General features: G+C 35.8%; 12 protein-coding genes. 6 read left to right on the top strand and 6 right to left on the bottom strand.

What is annotated here, in order from left to right; all coding sequences use genetic code 11:
• The first annotated feature begins 92 nt into the window (after window positions 1–92).
• On the top strand, window positions 93–473 hold the full coding sequence (locus LL966_RS05035) for a response regulator (protein WP_229350812.1): 381 nt from the start codon (window positions 93–95) through the stop codon (window positions 471–473).
• A 111-nt stretch (window positions 474–584) separates the two neighbouring features.
• On the opposite strand, the gene LL966_RS05040 is transcribed toward LL966_RS05035, so the two are convergent.
• The 4 genes from LL966_RS05040 to LL966_RS05055 all read right to left on the bottom strand — a co-directional run bounded on the left by LL966_RS05040 (window position 585) and on the right by LL966_RS05055 (window position 3,203).
• A complete protein-coding gene (locus tag LL966_RS05040; RefSeq protein ID WP_229350814.1) occupies window positions 585–869 on the bottom strand; it encodes a hypothetical protein in 285 nt (94 codons plus the stop codon).
• 215 nt (window positions 870–1,084) lie between these two features.
• Entirely contained in the window at window positions 1,085–1,642 is a 558-nt protein-coding gene (locus LL966_RS05045; RefSeq protein WP_229350816.1) for a hypothetical protein, read from the bottom strand.
• Between the two features lie 439 nt (window positions 1,643–2,081).
• Complete coding sequence (locus LL966_RS05050; RefSeq protein ID WP_229350818.1) at window positions 2,082–2,687, bottom strand: NAD(P)-binding domain-containing protein; 606 nt, start codon at window positions 2,685–2,687, stop codon at window positions 2,082–2,084.
• A gap of 228 nt (window positions 2,688–2,915) precedes the next feature.
• Window positions 2,916–3,203, bottom strand: coding sequence for a response regulator (locus LL966_RS05055; protein ID WP_317207124.1), 288 nt, complete (start codon window positions 3,201–3,203; stop codon window positions 2,916–2,918).
• Between the two features lie 405 nt (window positions 3,204–3,608).
• Between LL966_RS05055 and LL966_RS05060 the strand changes: the two genes are divergently transcribed.
• On the top strand, window positions 3,609–3,800 hold the full coding sequence (locus tag LL966_RS05060) for a cold-shock protein (RefSeq protein WP_229350820.1): 192 nt from the start codon (window positions 3,609–3,611) through the stop codon (window positions 3,798–3,800).
• Window positions 3,801–4,059: 259 nt separating this feature from the next.
• Here the strand turns inward: LL966_RS05060 and hxpB are convergent, their stop codons facing one another.
• A complete protein-coding gene (hxpB, locus tag LL966_RS05065) occupies window positions 4,060–4,731 on the bottom strand; it encodes a hexitol phosphatase HxpB (protein ID WP_229350821.1) in 672 nt (223 codons plus the stop codon).
• Between the two features lie 756 nt (window positions 4,732–5,487).
• On the opposite strand from hxpB, the gene LL966_RS05070 reads away from it, so the two are divergent.
• The 4 genes from LL966_RS05070 (at window position 5,488) to LL966_RS05085 (ending at window position 17,468) form a co-directional block, all read left to right on the top strand.
• A complete protein-coding gene (locus LL966_RS05070; protein ID WP_229350823.1) occupies window positions 5,488–9,471 on the top strand; it encodes a T9SS type B sorting domain-containing protein in 3,984 nt (1,327 codons plus the stop codon).
• A gap of 393 nt (window positions 9,472–9,864) precedes the next feature.
• Window positions 9,865–10,311, top strand: coding sequence for a T9SS type A sorting domain-containing protein (locus tag LL966_RS05075; protein WP_229350825.1), 447 nt, complete (start codon window positions 9,865–9,867; stop codon window positions 10,309–10,311).
• Window positions 10,312–10,317: 6 nt separating this feature from the next.
• On the top strand, window positions 10,318–16,950 hold the full coding sequence (locus LL966_RS05080; protein WP_229350827.1) for an RHS repeat-associated core domain-containing protein: 6,633 nt from the start codon (window positions 10,318–10,320) through the stop codon (window positions 16,948–16,950).
• Window positions 16,938–17,468 (top strand): hypothetical protein, encoded by a 531-nt coding sequence (locus LL966_RS05085; RefSeq protein WP_229350829.1) that lies wholly within the window; start codon window positions 16,938–16,940, stop codon window positions 17,466–17,468. Before LL966_RS05080 ends, LL966_RS05085 begins: the two co-directional genes overlap by 13 nt.
• Before the next feature lie 693 nt (window positions 17,469–18,161).
• Here the strand turns inward: LL966_RS05085 and LL966_RS05090 are convergent.
• Window positions 18,162–19,034, bottom strand: coding sequence for an AraC family transcriptional regulator (locus tag LL966_RS05090; protein WP_229350831.1), 873 nt, complete (start codon window positions 19,032–19,034; stop codon window positions 18,162–18,164).
• Between the last annotated feature and the right edge of the window lie 172 nt (window positions 19,035–19,206).

The following is a 19,206-nucleotide window of genomic DNA, read 5'->3' on the forward strand; positions in this document are numbered from 1 at the left end:
ATAAATTTGGATTTTAATCCCGTAAGCTGATCTCTGATGCTATGGCTAAATTTGTAAGCTAACGCAGTTTAACTGATTTTAATGCAAGAAATATGCCCTATAAAAATATACTTTTGATTGATGACGACAGCGACGATACGCAATTTTTTTTGGAAGCGGTGCAAGAGGCCGGCAAAGAGGCGGTATGCCATACTGCCCTGAATCCGTTAAAGGCGCTGGAAGATTTGGAAAATGCCGAGCAGCTGCCTGACATCATTTTTTTGGATTATAACATGCCGGCGGTAAACGGTCTTGAATTTCTCAAACGCATGGGCCAGATCGAACGCCTGAAAAATATTGAGGTTATTGTCCTTTCCACGCCTCCCGAGGAAGTGATGGTGCCCTGGCTGGACCGTAACAATATCAGGGCCAAATACATCTCAAAACCGGTCCATATGGAAGAGCTTAAGCAGATACTAGAAGAACTGCTTTAAGCGTATATTCACGTGATTGCAGCCTATTATTTACCAGTCTCCTATGAGGAATGCGAATAAGAGCAGCTATTCCTAAAAGCCGCTGCAGCCCACAGATTTAGAAGCGGGTAATCAATTGCACAAAATCCTGTTATGCGCCTTCAAAAGCCCTTTTATTGTGATGACGCTCCAATCGGTATCGGAATCCAGAAAGATCAGGCCCTGGTCATTGAGCTGCAGCAGGGATTCCAGCACTTGCGCCTGGATTTCCTTTTCTGGCTCCGCAAGATTTTCACTCTGTTTTAAGCTGCCGGCGCTGTTGTGCACCAGCTCTGCAAGCTCCTCCAGAGAACAGCTCGTACCGTATCGGGAAGCAAGCAGCTGCAGGATTTTGGATAGTATAGATGATGTTTCCATGATAGGATGGCTTTTATTCATACACGGCAATAATCATGCTGCAGTTTTTATGCGCGAGGATTGGTAACGGATTACCTGCTCTTTCATTCTTTTTTTGAGACTTTTTTAAAGCTGCTGTTGCTCTTAGATTTTATAAAGCAGATTTTTAATTATGATTTTGGCCGGCGGTTCCAGCTGATTTATCAACTTTTCGCCAATTTTATTATTCAGATTTTTTAATATGCCCTGCTTCCGGAAATGGTAATGATATGAGGGGTTTTTATCGAAGGGCAGCAGCGTCCATCAGTTTCCGTATATTCCAGTTCCTGGACATGAATGCGTCCCCCTGTGATCTTATCGAATTCAAACAGCTTCTCGGGTTCGTATCCTGCAATAACCTTAACATCATACCCGCTGTTCTGGTAGAGTGTCAGACCCTGTCCCACAAGCGCATTTCCTCCGCCGCTTGGAGCAAGGGAAAAATAGATGGCAACGTCTTCAATGCCGTCTCCGGTGAAGTCCCCCGTGTAGGACTGCTGCAGGTCAAGGACGGCATCATGCGAAGCAAGAATTTTGGGAAGGTATTTTTGGAACTTTTTTTCTGCAAGCCGCACGGCATCATTGGTTGTGATTTTGGGCCTGTCTGCCTGTTTTTCCTTTAGGGAAAGTTCTTTCTCTTTCAGCAGCAGCTCTCTTTCCTTTAGTTTGAGCTCTTTCTCTTTGGCGGAATTGCTGCAGCCTGCCATCAGTAAAGACATAAGTGCTACTGTACTGAATCTGATATTTTGTTTCATATTAATTTTAGCGGTTGCTTGCTGTTAAGGTTATGGTTTGCGGCTTTGCATTTACAAGCAGACATGTCAGGAACTAAATTAAGCCATTATTTGGAGTTGGCAAATCTCTGCATAAAAAAAGTGAGAAAGGATCAAGTGCTTAGTTAGTCACTTAGTTTTTGTGTTTTTTTCTTTTCTTTTAGATTGTTTTTAATTTTTGCAGATTTTTTTTTATTTTGATTTTGGCCGGTGAAGGGGAGGATGGTTAAAAGGTTTGTTATTTATTATATCGATTGCTCTGTGAAATATGCCGTAAAAGAATTGTGGGTATATTATACTGAGGCATGATTAGCTGCATATTGAACCTAAACTTCTTAAGGTATAATACAGCTGAACTTCTGGTTTTCAAAAATACCAAATGCCACGATTCTGCCGCAAAAGAATAGATTGGTAAATAATGTTAAAAACTGCCTTTAGCTTTTGCGGCAAAATTGGCGGCAGCTCCAGTTTTAGAATTCATTCCGTTATTATGAAGATGAAGTCTGCCGGATATGTCAATGGGTGAGAAATGTATATTTTTTAAAAATGCCCTTAAACAGTTTCTGGAATCTTTATGATCTCCCGTAAAGAATATTTTTTTGTCATCTTTGTTATGGTTTATCAGGGTGTTCCGCTTAAGATTAACAGGATTAAAAAGTTTTACTATGTGAGCCTCAGGAAGCATTGAAGCAGTAGTTTTATAGGTCATTGAATTAGTAATGCCTGATAGCAGCAATTTTGGATTAAATATCAAACTGCTGGTATGTACTATTAATTTTCCTGACATATCCGGCATGCTGAGGATCACCTGCTGCAAATCTTCTTTAGGAACAAATAATATTACAATTTCCGTATCAGAGGCCTGCTCCATAGAACTGAGCTGAATATTTGATCCCATTTTTTCAAAGACATCCCTAACAAGGCTGTTGCCTCTTGGATTGTGAATTTTAACCTTATATCCTGCGCGGACAGATCTGAAGGCTAATTCCATTGTAAGGCTTCCTATTCCTATGATCCCAATTCTCATAATCTTTAGTTTAAATAATTATCTTCCTTACTTAAAACTTAAGCGTGCTCGTTAAATGATGCTGATTAATTTTGGATTTATTTACAAATTATAATTATTATAAAAAATCAGTTTATTATTAGGTATTTATACTTGTTTTAGATTTTTAAGTGCTGTAAATTTGTTTTATCCAGTATTGACAGGTGTCATTCAAATAGTTTTTTGAAGGAAGTTTTGTTTCTTTTACCACTACTTTACGTAATTTGGTGAAACACATTTCAACCAGTATTCCACAATAGTTTTTACAATTTCTTTAATTTCTGAATATTCTGATGGCTTAACAAAAAAACCTTGGATCGACTTAGAATAGGCATCAATTACATGTTCCTGCTGTGCTGTTGTTGTAAAAAAGAGGTAGGGTATAGATTTAAGTCTGAGATCTTCGTTCTCATGTACTTTATTTCTTAACTCTACACCGCTTAGTTTAGGCATGTTAATGTCTGAAAAAATAATAAAGGGCTCAACTTCTGTGCTGATAAGATATTCTAATGCCTGTTCTCCCCCTGAAAAAAAATAATTTCGTTAGGATAGTTTAGTGAAAGGAATACTTCATTTAGAATTGACTGATCGTCTAAATCATCTTCTATTATAATTATTGGTCCGCTTTTATTCATAATACTTTTTTATAAAAGTAAGAAAATATTGGTATATGACATGATGTTTACAAAGTTTTATAATAGGCGTGACAGCGGCAGTATATAAATAATTTAAATCAGCTTAGCCAATCAGCAGTTTAATTTTTTAATTATTTAAAAACTTATTATTTACTGGAAAATCCTAAAGGTGATGCAATCATAGATTAAATGATTTAGAAAATAAAAATCTCAATTTCAATAAGTTCTAATTAATTAAAGCTATCTTTGGGCAATTAAATACATTAAAATGCAAGAAGGTACAGTAAAATTTTTCAATGAAGAAAAAGGTTTCGGATTCATAACTCCTAATAATGGAGGAGCCGAAGTTTTTGTTCATGCTTCAGGTCTATCAGAAAACATTCGTCAAAATGACGAAGTAAGATATGACGTAGAAGAAGGCCGTAAAGGTCCAAACGCAGTAAACGTAGTTGTAGCATAACCATACTATCACAGTTAACTTATAAAGGCATCTGCGCAGCAGGTGCCTTTATTATTTTCATTGGGTACAGTATTTTTGAATATATTGTGATTAGGGCTTTTCCATTATTGAACTATCCGCTGGCTACACAGTATAAAATTAGAAATCCCAGCATACAAATAATGGGAATTGTAATGGAGTTGAAATTGTCTGAATCTGTAAAAAAAGAGCACTAATTTTTTTGTGGTGGAAATGCTGGAAGGCCCATATCTATTTTAATTCAATTAATGACGCATGCCGTCCACTGATCAATATCTTCAAATTTGTTAATCACATAATTTGCAATGCTCAGGTCTGCAGCTATATTTCCGTTTGTAAAAGCGGCTACTTTCATGCCGGCTCTTTTCGCGGCAAGCATTCCATTAAAGGAATCTTCAATAGCAATGCAGTGCTCTGGATCTACTTCCAGTTTACAAGATGTGGTTAAGTATACACTGGGATCAGGTTTGCCATTTGGTTCTGAATCAGATGATGATACTGCATCAAAGTAGTGTGTTAATTTTAATTTTTTGAGTACTACAGGTATAATTTTATAAGGGGAGTTTGTAGCCAGTCCAATTCTGTAACCTTGATCTTTAATCAGCTTAACAAAATTCCCTATGCCGTCTATTTCACAATTTTCATTCTCAATGAGTTCAATTACTCGCGAAATTACCCTATCTTCTGCCTGCTGGACACTAATATTTTTCCATTCATATCTATTACGCCAGAACTCAGTAACCTCCCTTGTAGTCATTGTTTTTGTAGTCATTGCTAGTTCTTCAGTTACATGAACTCCTAGTGAAGAGAAAATTTCAAATTCTGCTTTCTGCCACAGCGGTTCTGAATCAACCAGTACTCCGTCCATATCAAAAATAATTGCCTTTGGTTTTAAATTTGTCACACCGCTCATAATTCTGTATTTAAGTGTCTGGACACGTTGAACAGACTATATGTTATTTTTCAAAAATACTATTTTTCAAAAATTAATCAAGTTCCCAAATAGGTAAAATTTAAAACTTTTTTTGGTACGGCTGGAATTTTATCTTCATGTTTATTAATGATATAACTGCAGGTGGTATTTCGGTATATCAATCTTTAACGGCTCTTTTTTATCTTAGTATGTTCCAGAGCATCTTTTAAATAGTTTTACAAGCTTTAGTAAATATCTCAAGAAAAAGTCCGCTTTATTTATAGTGCGAGAATAATGATTACCTGCAGATTCGAATTTTAAACTCAGACTTGACAGTTAGTTAGTTAGTTAGTTAGTTAGTTAGTTAGTTAGTTAGTTAGTTAGTTAGTTAGTTAGTTTTAGATTAGGTGTTTCTTTTCTTTTAAATAATTTTAATTGTTGCAGATTTTTTTAGTTTGATTTTGGCCGGTGATAGTGCAGTTGGCTGGAAAGGCGGGTAAATGTAGTGGAAGGATTATTCAATTTATTTTGATCACTTTTGTTTGTTTCATATTTCTTTTGCTTTTGAGAAACATTTTTTTTTGAAATTAAACTTTAAGCCAGTGACAATAGGTAATGGGCTGGAAGTTATAGTTATACGGTGTGTCAAATATAAAAAGCAATGGAGGAAGTAATCAAAATTATTTATATTTACATCGAGATTATCATCAGTTTTGACTGTTGAGTTGCTGGATAACTAGTTTTAAAACTATGCCTTTGAAAATAAAATTACTTTTAATTTGCTACTTATTTTCTTTATTTTCTTTTGCTCAAAGGGAAGCAAGTGTCTGGTATTTTGGTAAGAACGCGGGGCTGAAGTTTCATCAGGATGGATCGGTTACTTCTTTAACGGATGGTAAATTAGTTACCAATGAGGGGTGTGCATCAATTGCAGATGCTGCAGGTAATTTGCTATTTTATACAGATGGAAGGACGGTATGGGATAAGAATCATATAATTATGCCCAATGGCGATTACTTTAGCGGCACCGGATTAATGGGGGATCCCTCCAGTACAAATTCAGCTATCATAGTTCCCAAACCTGGAGATTCAAAAACATACTATATTTTTACCCTAGATGAGCCGCATCACGAAAATGCGGCTGTTTATCCTAGCGATTTTTCAGGTAATTATATCGATGAAGATAGCGGCAAAACTCCGGATAATGATGATGGTCTGAATAACGGCTTAAATTATTCGATAGTGGATCTCACCAAAACAGGAACCAATGGCAGCATCGGGGATATTGTAAGCCGTAATAATCATCTGATAACATACAATACAGATCCAAATGGGGAAGAAATAAAATATAAATGTTCTGAAAAGATAACAGCTGTACGTGATGCCTCGGGAAATGGCTTCTGGGTTGTAACACAGTTTACGGATTATTTCTATTCCTTTCGGGTGACGTCCGGCGGTATCACAGCTATGCCAGTCAAATCACTTGTGTTGCCAAGTGTTCCTACTTTCGGGTATAGGAGAAATGCGATAGGATGCTTTAAGGCATCGCCAAACGGAAAAAAATTGGCAGCGGCATATGATCAGATCGATACTCCAACAACCCCTTATAATAATTATAAAGGAAGCGTTTATACCTATGATTTTGATAATGTATCGGGTATTGTAAGCAACCCTAGGTTAATTGCAAAGGATGTCCATGCCTATGGCGTAGAATTTTCAAATGATTCCAATGTGCTTTACGCTAGTATGGAAGCGTTATACACCTCACAGGGATTGGCGCAGTTTGATTTGCAGAGCAATGATATTCCAAGCACCAAGCTGTATCTGTTTAATGCTCCCTATGGAATTGGAGCATTGCAGCTGGCACCCAATAATAAAATATATTACAGTAGTTATTATCCAAGCTCCTTAGGGGTGATTAATAATCCTAACATAGTAGGTTTAGGTTGCAATTTTGATCCGATAGGGCAGCCTTTATTGTTGAACACCACACATAATAAGGGACTGCCGCCCTTTATCACCTCGTATTTTGATGCTTTTTTTGAAGCTAAAAATTTGTGTCTTGGAGATAAAACTTCATTTATATTGAATTCCTCTCAAACAATTGCATCAGCCGCTTGGGATTTTGGAGATGGAACCGCATCAACGGATCTAAATCCCTTTCATACCTATTTGAAATCGGGAACTTATAATGTCTCTGTAACAGCAACGGGATCGGCTGGTTCCAGTACAGAATCCAGAGAAGTGGTCATAAGTATTATTCCGACTGCCGCAAAGCCTCAAGATATGCTGGTTTGTGACGAGAATAATGATGGTTTGTTCAAGTTCGATTTGACCCAGCAAAATAATGTTATTTTAAACGGACAGGATCCAAATTTGTATACCGTAACTTATTACCAGAATAATGTTCCTATTGCCAATCCCAGCAGTTATGAAAATAGAACTGCTTATCAGAGTGAAACCATTACGGCTGAGGTCAGCAATAGCGCTAATTCAAATTGTACAGCCAGAATCACTTTTGCCGTTGATGTTTTTGACAGTCCAAAACCAAATTTACCTTTAAATATTCCTGACCTGACTGGCTGTGATAATTCCAGTATCGGAACGAATAGCGACGGGAGAATAATTTTTGACCTGACTCAAATGGAAACTGCAATACTAAACGGGCAGTCCGCAGTTCAATTTTTGATTTCCTATTACAACGATGCGGCATTCACCCAGCCTATAGTTTTGCCTGGATCCTATGCAAATATGCTGCCTTCGGAAACTGTTTTTGTGAAAGTAGCCAATAGGGATAATATAAACTGCTCAGCTGCAACATCATTTAATGTTAAGGTTTTTAGCCTTCCTGTAATTGCCAGCACGGTAAGCTTAAAGCAGTGCGATGATGATACTGATGGATTTAGCCAGTTTAATTTGGAAGAAGCAATTAAAAAAATAACGGCAAATCCAGTAGATGCAATAACATTTCATGAAACTCTGGCTGATGCCCAGAATGCTGTCAAACCCATTTTGAATCCTATTTCATACCGAAATAAAACTGTCAGCAGCGATAAAGTATATGTCCGTGTATCGAATCAAAACAATTGCTGGCGGATTGCGCAATTAGATCTGGTTGTTTCGACAACTCAGATACCTGCAACTTACTCTAAATCATTTACGCAGTGCGATGATAGTGAACGCGGGACTAACAATGATGGAATTGCGTCATTTGATTTTAGCGGCATAACAGCCGATATAAAAGAAAATGTTTTTCCTTCGGGGCAATTATTGGATATCACCTACTACCAGAATGTTGAAGACGCCCTGGCGGAGAAAAATGCTATTGCAGATATCTCGAACTACCGCAATACAAACTCGCCGAATGTGCAGAAAATTTTTATTAGGGTAGACAGCAGACTTAATAATGACTGTCTGGGACTAGGGGGATATATTACCTTAAAAGTTGAAGCTGTCCTTGTTGTGGAAAATTTAAAAATTGAACATTGCGACGATGATCAGGACGGTCTATATGGATTTGATACTGCAAACCTTGAACAGGAGCTGCTGAATGGCATTGCCAATGTTACGGTCTCTTACACCGACCAGAATGGTAATCCGCTTTCAAGCCCACTGCCCAATCCGTTTGTTACAGCTTCCCAAATTGTAAAGGTTACAGTGAAGAATAATACGCCCGCAGCATGCCCATTTCATGCCACAATTTCTTTTATAGTAGACGATTTGCCTGAAGCATTTGCAATAGATCCCTCGCTTACCAATGTTTGCGATGATGAACCCGATCCGGTTCAGCAGGATGGCAGATATGCTTTTGATACCTCTCTATTTGAGACGGCCTTGCTGGGCGGCCAGACCGGAATGATCGTTAGATATTATGGCGGCGATAACCAATTACTTCCTAGTCCGCTTCCCAATCCTTTTGTAACCGATTCTCAAAATGTAAGAGTGGAAGTTATAAATCCTAATAATACAGCTTGTTCTGCCAGCACCGTAATTCCTTTTATCGTAAACCCGGTTCCCAAGATTGATCTAAAAGGTGAAGAGCTGGTTTGCAGTAACCTGCCCACATTTACAAAGAAGATCGATGCCGGACTTTTGGATTTAAATCTGATTAATGATTACCATTACACCTGGTCTTTCAATGGCGCTATAATCCCCGATGAAACAGGCTATGATTTAATAGTGAATAAAGAAGGGGTGTTTACTGCAGAGGTAACCAATAAACAGACAGGCTGCAGTCGAACAAGAACTATTAAAGTCGCAGCATCAGATATTGCCTCAAATTTAATTGCGGTGGTTGGCCAGTCGAATACCATCAAAATTTCTGTGACTGGAAATGGAGATTATGCGTATGCCTTAGATGATCAGAATGGCTATTATCAAGAAGAAAGTTTTTTCGAAAATGTGCCTGCGGGTATCCATACAGTTTATGTAAAAGACAAAAATGGCTGCGGGACAGCTTCAGAAGAAGTGGCCGTTTTTGGAATTCCTGCTTTTTTTACGCCTAATCAAGACGGATTCAACGATTACTGGAACATTGAAGGGCTTTTGCCGTCAGCACAGCAAAAAGCGAATGTTCAGATTTATGATAGGTATGGAAAGTTATTGAAAGAATTTGCTCCCTTAAGCCAGGGCTGGGACGGAACATATACTGGAAGACAGATGCCTGCTGACGATTACTGGTATTTAGTGAAATTAGAAAACGGTAAAACCTATAAAGGCCATTTTTCGCTTAAAAGATAAAAAACTCTTTCATTTAAGAATGCAGGCAAAATTGCTGTGAAGTTCCTCTTTTCGCAGTAAATTTAAAAAACTAGCACCACGCATAACCTCCATCTTAAGATTCTAGTTAAGTTGGCTATAGTACTTTCTACATAAATTATTCTTATTGAATGTCCTTCCTCCTTCAAATTGCAATATTATTTCAATATGAAACATACCAGGTTGTTATCCAGTATTTTATGTGTTAAGTAGTGCTTGCTTCTTCTCAGCTATTGATTTTCTTGGAATGGCTATTTTTTTTTGTAAAAAAAATAGGTATTTTTTATGTTAAATGTAAAATATTAATATTTTTTTTGTAAGATTGTATATTTATTAACATATTTTTTTAAGGTTTAATTTTGTTAAATTTTGCTTATGAATAAATTAGTTATTTTACTGTTCCTGCTTATTGGCGCCACTTCATTTTCCCAGCATCAGATAACTTTTCAGTATGACAGCTGCGGTAACCAGACCAATAGGACATACTGTTTTGGATGCAGTTCAAAACCTTCCAAAGAAGTCAAAGAAATTGAAGCCGTCCAGGAAGAAGATCTTGAGAAATTTTACCCTGAGGACCAGATTTCCTACTATCCTAATCCCGTTAAAGAAGAGCTTTATCTGAAATGGACTGTTGCTGATGGTCAGGCTGTAAATTCTATAGCCGTCTATTACATGACGGGTGCTTTACTGGATTCATATCAGCTAAATTCAGGGGTTGATAATCAAAATCTGCCTTTTCAAAATTATCCTGTCGGCGTTTACATTGTTTTGCTTAATTACAGCAACGGAGAACAAAAAACTATCAAAATCATTAAACGATAATTAATTATGAAGAAAATTTACTTTATTCTTACTTTTTTATTTTTCAGTTTTTGTGTTTTAGGCCAATCAACACCTACAGGGTCTTCAACAGAAGTTGGTGATACTGGAGGACAGCTGACAGTATCTCTGTCAGGTGCCGCAAACTATTCGATTCCGATTAAGGTTCCACCTGGTATAAATGGAGTAGAACCCCGAATCAGTTTAGTTTATGACAGCCAATCTGGTAATGGCTCCGCAGGTTACGGTTGGAATATTGCAGGAGTTTCGACTATTTCGCGTATTCCATCAACAAAATTCCATGATGGAGGTGTAAGTACCATTAAATACTCAATGAACGACAGGTATGCTCTAGATGGCCAGAGGCTGCTTGTGAAGAACGGCACTACCGGAGTATATGGCGGAGACGGGACAGTCTATGAGACCGAAAATTTTTCTAATGTTAAAATTATCTCACACGGCTCTCAAGGAATAACCGGAGACATCGGCCCGGCCTATTTTACAGTTGAATATCCAGATGGTTCAAAGGCTTATTATGGATACATAGCTGGTAATAGTTCTAATTCGCTCTCGCAGATTCATTTCGCTTTGACTTACTGGGAAAATCCTCAAGGTATTAGAATAAGTTATTTTTATAATTATACAATTTTTGATAAATTAATGCTTATGGGGATAAAATATGGCTCAAAAAATGACGATACCCCTCCTAATGAAATTAGTTTTATCTATAAAAACAGAGTATTGAACGATACACAGATTATAGCAGGCGAGTATAAACGAGATTTATCAGTTTTATCAGAAATCACTGTAAAAACTAATGGGATTGGATTTAGAAATTATGTTCTTAATCATGATCTATCATCTCTGAAATATGAAAGGCTAATCTCGATTACGGAAAAAAGCGGCGACAATTCAAAGTCTTTAAATCCAACAGTTTTTACATATGTTGAGAATCAGTCTGCAGTAGGCTCCCAAATTGAATGGAGCCGTACAGCACCATCTTTTCCTACATCTTCTAATAGCGGAAATACGTTGGCAGGCGATTTCGATGGTGATGGAGAAATTGAAATTTTAAGCCGATCGTCTTCGCAGGGAATCAGTATTGGAAAAATTAAAGATGACTATTCTACATTCAACAACTATTTCACCGTTTATAATAATGACAATAGATACGTTGTAAACTCTCTTGATTCTAATTATGGAATTTCAAGCAAGCAGAATCTTTGTCTCACTTTAAATGAAAATAACTTAATTCGTTACAAAATTTACTCATTTAACACGTCTTTATCAAGTCTTACTCTGGATTATGAAAAAACCAGCCCAGTAAGTGAAGGATATCCCGCAATAAAGTACTATGGCGATTTTGATGGTGATTATTTAACAGATCTACTAGTTTTTGGAGAACCGGTTAACGGCATTAGCAACTTGAAAGTAATTAATCTTGATCGCAGAATAACCTCAAATTTCATTTCAAGTGCTGGACAGATAGATATTGGTGTTTGGGTGGACAATGGACCTGGCATGATTAGTGGTACCAATGATATTAAAATAGCAGATATAAATGGGGATGGAAAATCAGATATAATTGTTTTTAGGGGGGCTCCTTACAATGATATTTTAGGTTACACCTTGGTAAACAATACTTTCGAAAAATTTATTGACTGGGATTATAATATTCCAGGAGATATTGGAGATGATACGCACCGTACTCCGAACGACTTTCCAATTTTGTTGGGAGATTATAACGGGGATGGAAAAAGCGATATTTTCTTCATCGCTACAGGTAAATTATTAACTTCTACGGGAGGTGTATATTTCTCTGAAGAAACTCTTCCATCTCTGTACAGTCCTCCTTCATATCCATATGGAGCGATGGATCGATGGGTAGCTATGGACTTTAATAATGATGGAAGATCAGATATTATAAGAATCAAGCCAGTTAAGAGAAACTATACAGTAGGTAATACTACAACTCATGATCAAGATCTCCTGGAAGTGGATCTTTACTACAAGAGCAGGGAAAATTCAAATCAGTGGTCCCATCAATATTTTTCTAGATTTGTTTTTTCTGATAACTGGAGCCAATATTACAATCCTGATGATCCATATTTAACAACTAATGATCCACTATTTTCGAGAAAAAGCAAAACAACTCCGAATAAATCTGAATTAGTAGTTGGATTAGGTGGTAAACTTGTATTTTTTTCTAATAACAGCTTTTCTTCCGACCAGCATTTGCTAAAATCAGTTACAACTGGCAATGGAGTAAAAGAAAATATAAGCTATAGTTTCTTAAAAAATAATAATGAAGTTTATGAAGCAGGCGCTATAAAACCTTATCCTTATCTGGCCATGCAGAATAATTCTGGATTTAAAGTCGTTTCACAAATCGATTATCCAAGTAATGGGCAAAGTAAAAAAATATTTAAATACTTTGATGCGGTTACTAATGTCGAAGGGCTTGGTTTTATGGGGTTTCAGTCTGTATTAACAACTAATCTTCATAATGACAGCAATTATCCAATTATTTCTAATGTCAGAAAAACTGATTTTCTTTTGAGAGGAGCAAATACTGAGAACTATAGCGTGGATGGACTGGCATCTCCGTCAGCAGCGACGCCTGCTAATTTTATATCAAAATCGATTTTGGATTATAATTCAGCTGCCGATGCTCTGCAAAGCAATAAAGTTTTTAAACTAAAAAATCTTTCCGTTAAGCAATATGATGGACTGACCAATACAAGTACAGAGACGACAGTGAGCCTTGATCCTTATAATAATCCTATTTCGACAACTGTTTTAATAAAAGAAGGTTCAACATTGGCACAGACAAGCGTTAAAAATCTAGTTTATGCTTCGCCCTCTGCATCTCCTCATATCGTGGGACGACTGGAGAGTAAAACTGAATCTGTCTTATATAATGGAGATACAGCAGTTAATGAAGAGCTTTATTTATATAATTCTCAACAATTACTATCTCAAGTTAAAAAAAGACCAGATGCTTCGGTGAATTATGTAACAGAGGATAACACTTATGATTCTTTTGGAAATATAATCTCAAAAAAAATTACGGCAGGTGGAAATTCCAGAGAGGCTGGATGGACCTATGACACTTCAGGGAGATTGTTAATATCTAAGTCTGACATCGAATCGTTTCAGACTGTTTTTACCTATTTCCCTAATGGGACTTTAAAAACAGAAACAAATCCATATGGACAGACGTCGATATATGAATATGATCCATGGTTTAGAAAAATAAAAACAACGGACTATTTGCAGAAGACCATAATATTTAGCTATACTAAAAATCCTTCAGAAAATACTTCGATTATAGAAGCGGTTTCAAGTGATGGTACTGCGACATCTGATGTTTTTAATCATTTTGGACAGAAGGTACAAGAGAAAGTAAAAGCCAATGTGAATGGTCGTTATTTGAGTAAAAATTTTATTTATGATATTTATGGTCGGATTATTGAAGAAGGTGTGTCTCATTATCCCGCCCAAATTCGAAGGTCGTTAACTACATATGATCCTTACGGGCGAATCGTAAAATTTATGGGGCCGGAATCTCAAGCTATAGGAAGTGGAACAACGATAACATATTCAGGTCTTTTGAGCAGTGCAAATAATGGAACTCTAACCAAAACAGTAAGAAAAGATGCTGTAGGGAATGTTATTGAAGTAAATGACGGTTCTGGAGCGATATTAACATTTGGTTATTACGCAAATGGAAATTTAAAAACTAGCAATTGCGATGGTGCCGTTAGCAGTGTTCTTCAAGATAAGTGGGGGCGCAGAACCCGATTAACGGATTCTTCCGCTGGTGAATTTAATTACAGTTACAATGATTTTAATGAGCTGGTTACAGAAGAAAATAGTAATGGTGTTACTACTTACTTTTATAATCCCTTAGGAAAACTACTAGAGAAAACAATTGTGGGTTCATTTGCAAATTCTAAAACCACATATAGCTATGCCTCAGACACCGGAAAAATTTCTAGTTCTTTATATACAGATTATCTTAATGGCGGTCTTACAATAAGTAATGAATATAGTTATGATAGTGCGAAAAGGCTATATCAGACTATTGAGACGACTCCATATGTAACTTTTACTAAAACGATTGGATTTGATAGTTTTGGAAGAATCGATACAGAAACTTTAGCGGCTAAATCAGGTACAAAGTTAAGTAGTAAAACCATTAAGAAAACATATCAGAACGGCGCCCCTTATCAGATTTTAGATGGCACAACCATTTTATGCCAAAAAGACGTTATTAGTGATAATGGAGCTCTAAATTCGGGAGTCTTTGCAAATGGAACAAATGTAATAGTTGACTATAATGGCAATGATTTCATTATAAACAAAATGTACAGACAAGGTGCCAATATAATGTATAAAATGGAAAATACTTACAATGTTGCCAAAGGTACCTTGGACTCAAAAACTAATGGTCTTTTTAATTATATCGAAGATTTTAAATATGATCCAATGGATAGACTTACTGAAATAACAAGTACAGGTCAGTATATGAACTGTACTTTTGACACATCTAGTGTGGAAGGTTTTCAAGTTGAAAATGGTGCGTCAATAGTGAGTTCAGCTGGTGGTCTAAGTGTTGCTGTTCCAAATGCGACAGGTACAGTAAAAAGAACCTTGGTTACTGGAAAATCTATAGGGGATGAAATTACAGTGCGATACGATGTTAAAAAAGTTCTTGGAACAGATACTTTTAATGTTTATATTCAAGAACAAGATCCTGTAACATTAGCAAACGTTAAATATTTTAAAGGAACGCTTGCTACTTCGACTACAGGTACTGTTATGAATTTGAGTCACACTGTAATGCAGTACCCAAATTTAATTTTACGGATAGAAAAAGTAAATACTACATCAATGAATGTCTTTATTCTTGACAATGTTACTGGAGGACAGAAAAGTAAGGCTTTACAGGGATATGATGCCAAGGGAAGAATTTTGTCTAATCAGCTTGGAACCTATAATTATCCAAGCAGTGGAAAAATTTATCAGAACTCTTCGGTAAATATCGCGCCAAACGCTCTTGCATATTATCAGAGCAGACCATCTCAGATTATAACTTATAATACTTTTAAAGGCCCTTATCAGGTTGAAGATGTAGGGATTGAAAAAATTAGTTTTGAGTATAATGATGATAATGCTCGAAGTGCAATGTTTTATGGTGGAACGCAAGATAAATTATTGAGACCATATAGGAAATTTTATTCTAGTGACGGGACTATGGAAGTCAAACAGAATACCGTAACGGGAGCTTTTGAATTTCTTACCTATATTGGTGGAGATTCATATAATGCGCCTATTGTCTTAAAAAGTGACGGTGTAAATTATGATTATTTGTACTTACAGCGTGATTATCAAGGTTCTATAGTAGGGATTTCCAATGCTGCAGGAGCTATTATTGAAAAACGATTGTTTGATCCTTGGGGAGGAGTAATTTCTGTGCAGAATGGATCCGGTGCAGCTTTATCAGGACTTACTGTGCTGGATAGGGGGTATACTGGCCATGAACATTTACAGAGTATTGGGATGATTCATATGAATGGCCGTCTATATGACTGTAATTTAAGGCGTTTTTTACAGCCTGACAACAACATCCAGGATCCATTTAATACGCAAAACTATAACAGATATGCATATGTGATGAATAATCCTGTAAAATATACTGATCAAAGCGGTGAGTTTTGGAATATTTTATTTGGTTACCTTTTTAGCGCCTATGTTCATGGTGCTTATGCTAGTGGTGGGGAATTAAATCCAGCGAAATGGAATTCGGCAGCTTTTATAAGCGCTGCTACAAGCACGTTTTCGCTGGGAGCTAGTACAGTGGCGACAAATCTTACGAACAATTATCTTGATAATTATAATAGTCCTCCAGAATTGGGAATAAGTGCTGTTGGATCAAAACAGAATATTACAAATGAGTCTATAATTAATTTGTTCACAAATATCGGAAAGGCCGGAGATCGTTTTGATGATGGTGTAAATCAAAGGATTACTGATAGTTTTGATTTTTTCGAAAATAAAATTGGAAGCTCGTATTATTGGGGCAGCACTTTACAGACATTCGGAAATAATTTCATGGATGGAAGAACAATTTTTAATGCAAGTTCGGCATATCAGAAAGAGATATATACGAATGTAACAAATATGTCTGTTTATGATTGGGCATATACAGCTGGATATAGTGCACCTGACATTGCAGCTTCCTTCGCTATTCCTTATGCAGTGGAAGGTATTGGGTCAAGAATTGGCGCTATGGACTTTTCTATTGCACGGACTGAAGCAACAGTAGCCGAGGATGTGATGCGGGTGAGACATCATACATCTGTGGAAAATTTGAAAAAAATAAAAAAAGCACAATTCATAGAGACGCATCATGACGGTAATGTTCATTTTGAATTTCCGCCGTTTTCAAATCCTTATAAATCTTATTTTGGAAATGCAGGTAAGGGCGCATATGTTGAGTTTTCGGTACCAAGATCTGCGGTTTCTTATCCAGAAGTATATAAAGGACCTGGTAATTATGGGGAGTTGTTTACGAATCATGTTCCTTATAGTTTAAAAAGTGCTAAACCTAAGTTTGTTGTCCTATGGTGGTATTAAAAAAAAATATGGTTAAATATGACTTTCTGGTTTTCTTGTATGCTTATTTAAGACAGATTGATTTGTCATTGGATAGAAATAGAAGTATTCCTTTAAGTAAACTGGCTGCTTACTATGACGAGCGTATAAAACCCGGGAAGATTGCAAATTATCTTGGCAATAACATAGACTGCAATAAAAATCAACGATTTAATCCAAGACGCAGAAGCGGTTTTGTTACCATGATTAAAGGTAGATTATTGACGATTTTTAAAAAAGAGGCTATTTTAAGTGATGAAGAAAAATGTTACTGCAAAGAGAAATTATTAAAATTGGAAAGTCTTTTGTCTGGAGATTTTGGTGATGATAAATTTCTTGCAGAAGAAATAAGGATTGAAATAGCTGAATTTAATTATAGAATTATAGGTTTACGACTTAAAAGGTCTGATAGAAAAAAAGCAGATGCTGTAGAGCATTTTATGCAGAGTGATCTTGTGCAAACAAAGGAACTTGCTGAATTCCTTAATTTTAAAGTTTAGTTTGTCGTGGTGGATATGAATTGGACGAATTAAATTTTAAAAACAAGATTTTTAAGAAATTCTCTTCCTCCAGTTTTTAAGTATATTTCGATTTTATAATGTCCTAGGTGCATTAATGGTTAATTATTGTATATGACATCTACAGAAAATCAGATATGTTATATTAATATCGCATAAAAATTAAGACAGCCTTTAGGCTGTTTTTTTATTTTATAATGCTTTTTTATTTAAACTTTTATGAGTTAGTTTTTGATTTTTTTTGTTTTCTATTTTGGCAGGTAATGATGAAGATGGTTAGGCACAAATTCATCTATTTAAATGAGGGAATTATTAAAGAGTTAGTTAGTTAGTTAGTTAGTTAGTTAGTTAGTTAGTTAGTTAGTTAGGTTTTTCCTTTTATTTTTTGCAGATATTTTAATTTGATTTTGGCCAGTGAAGGAGGAGGCTGGTTGGGGTGGGAAGTTGATTTCGATCCGAGAATTTTTATTTATTTTTTAAAGAATTTATATTAGAGAGCAATAATTAAATGAGATAAAAAAGGATAACACGGGAAAGTAATTGGGCGAATTATTTTTAATATTAATTGAACTTAATGCTTTAATGGTTTAGTTTGCCGTGTTTTAATTTTTGGACACGGGCTTAACTGCTTAAAAATTCTATAATTAAATTTGTTCAGCAGTTTAAATCAATAACTTAATGTTTCGTAATTAACTTGCTTTGATCCCTAAATTCGCTTGGTGTAAAGCCCATTTTACGCTTAAAAGTCCGATTGAAATTGGAAATATTATTAAATCCACTGTCATAGCAGATTTCTTTTATAGATTGTTCCGATTCAAATAACAATCGTGCAGCAAGACCCAGACGCAAATCAGTAATATAATCGGAAAAAGAACTATTGGTACATTTTTTAAAATAATGGCTAAAAGCCGATTCTGACATATTTACTAGATCTGCGACTTCCTTTAATTGTATTTTATTCTGCAGATTTTCTTTAATAAAATCATTTACTTTTTCTATTCTCTGGCTTTCAGGAAAACTGTAATAGTCAACATACGAATGAGAAGCAAGATTTTTGGTATTCTTTGCAATAGCCAAGTCATGTAAAATGGAAAGAAAGTTTAATAATGAATCAAAATCTTGAGAATCTGAAAGCTGTACTATCTTTGGTTTCAGTGCTTCAATAGTTTCTTTAGAAAAGGCAATACCTCTTTTGGATCGTTCCAATAATTCTCTAATAGGAAGCGCCAGTTTTCGGTTTAAAGTTTTTTGAGAAAATAAATCTTCATGAAACTGAATCGTAACCACATGCGCGTCATTATTGTCTTTTATTCCAGTCCACAAATGCGGCGTATTCGGACCAATGAGCGCCAAATCACAATCTGTATATTCTACAACAGAATCGCCGATAATTCTTTTTCCAGATGAATTTAGAACCAGATTCAATTCGATTTCTGGATGAAAATGCAGCGGAAAATCAAATTTAGCGTGCATATGATTGAGTACGATAAAAAAGTCATCGTCTGAAATTGGTACTAATTCTCTTAAGATATTGCGTTTTTCGTTCATAATAGTATTATTATATTTCATCATAAGATAATAAACTTGTCCAAAAATAGATATTTTTTTTCTGTTATACGTAATTATTTAAGGTTTAAAAAATAATTTATTCATATAAAGACTATAATTTTAAATTAAAGTACTATTTGTTATTCATTAAAGTATTATCATTTGATCGTAT

It is taken from the genome of Flavobacterium chungbukense, from assembly GCF_020805785.1.
Classification (GTDB): Bacteria; Bacteroidota; Bacteroidia; order Flavobacteriales; family Flavobacteriaceae; genus Flavobacterium; species Flavobacterium chungbukense.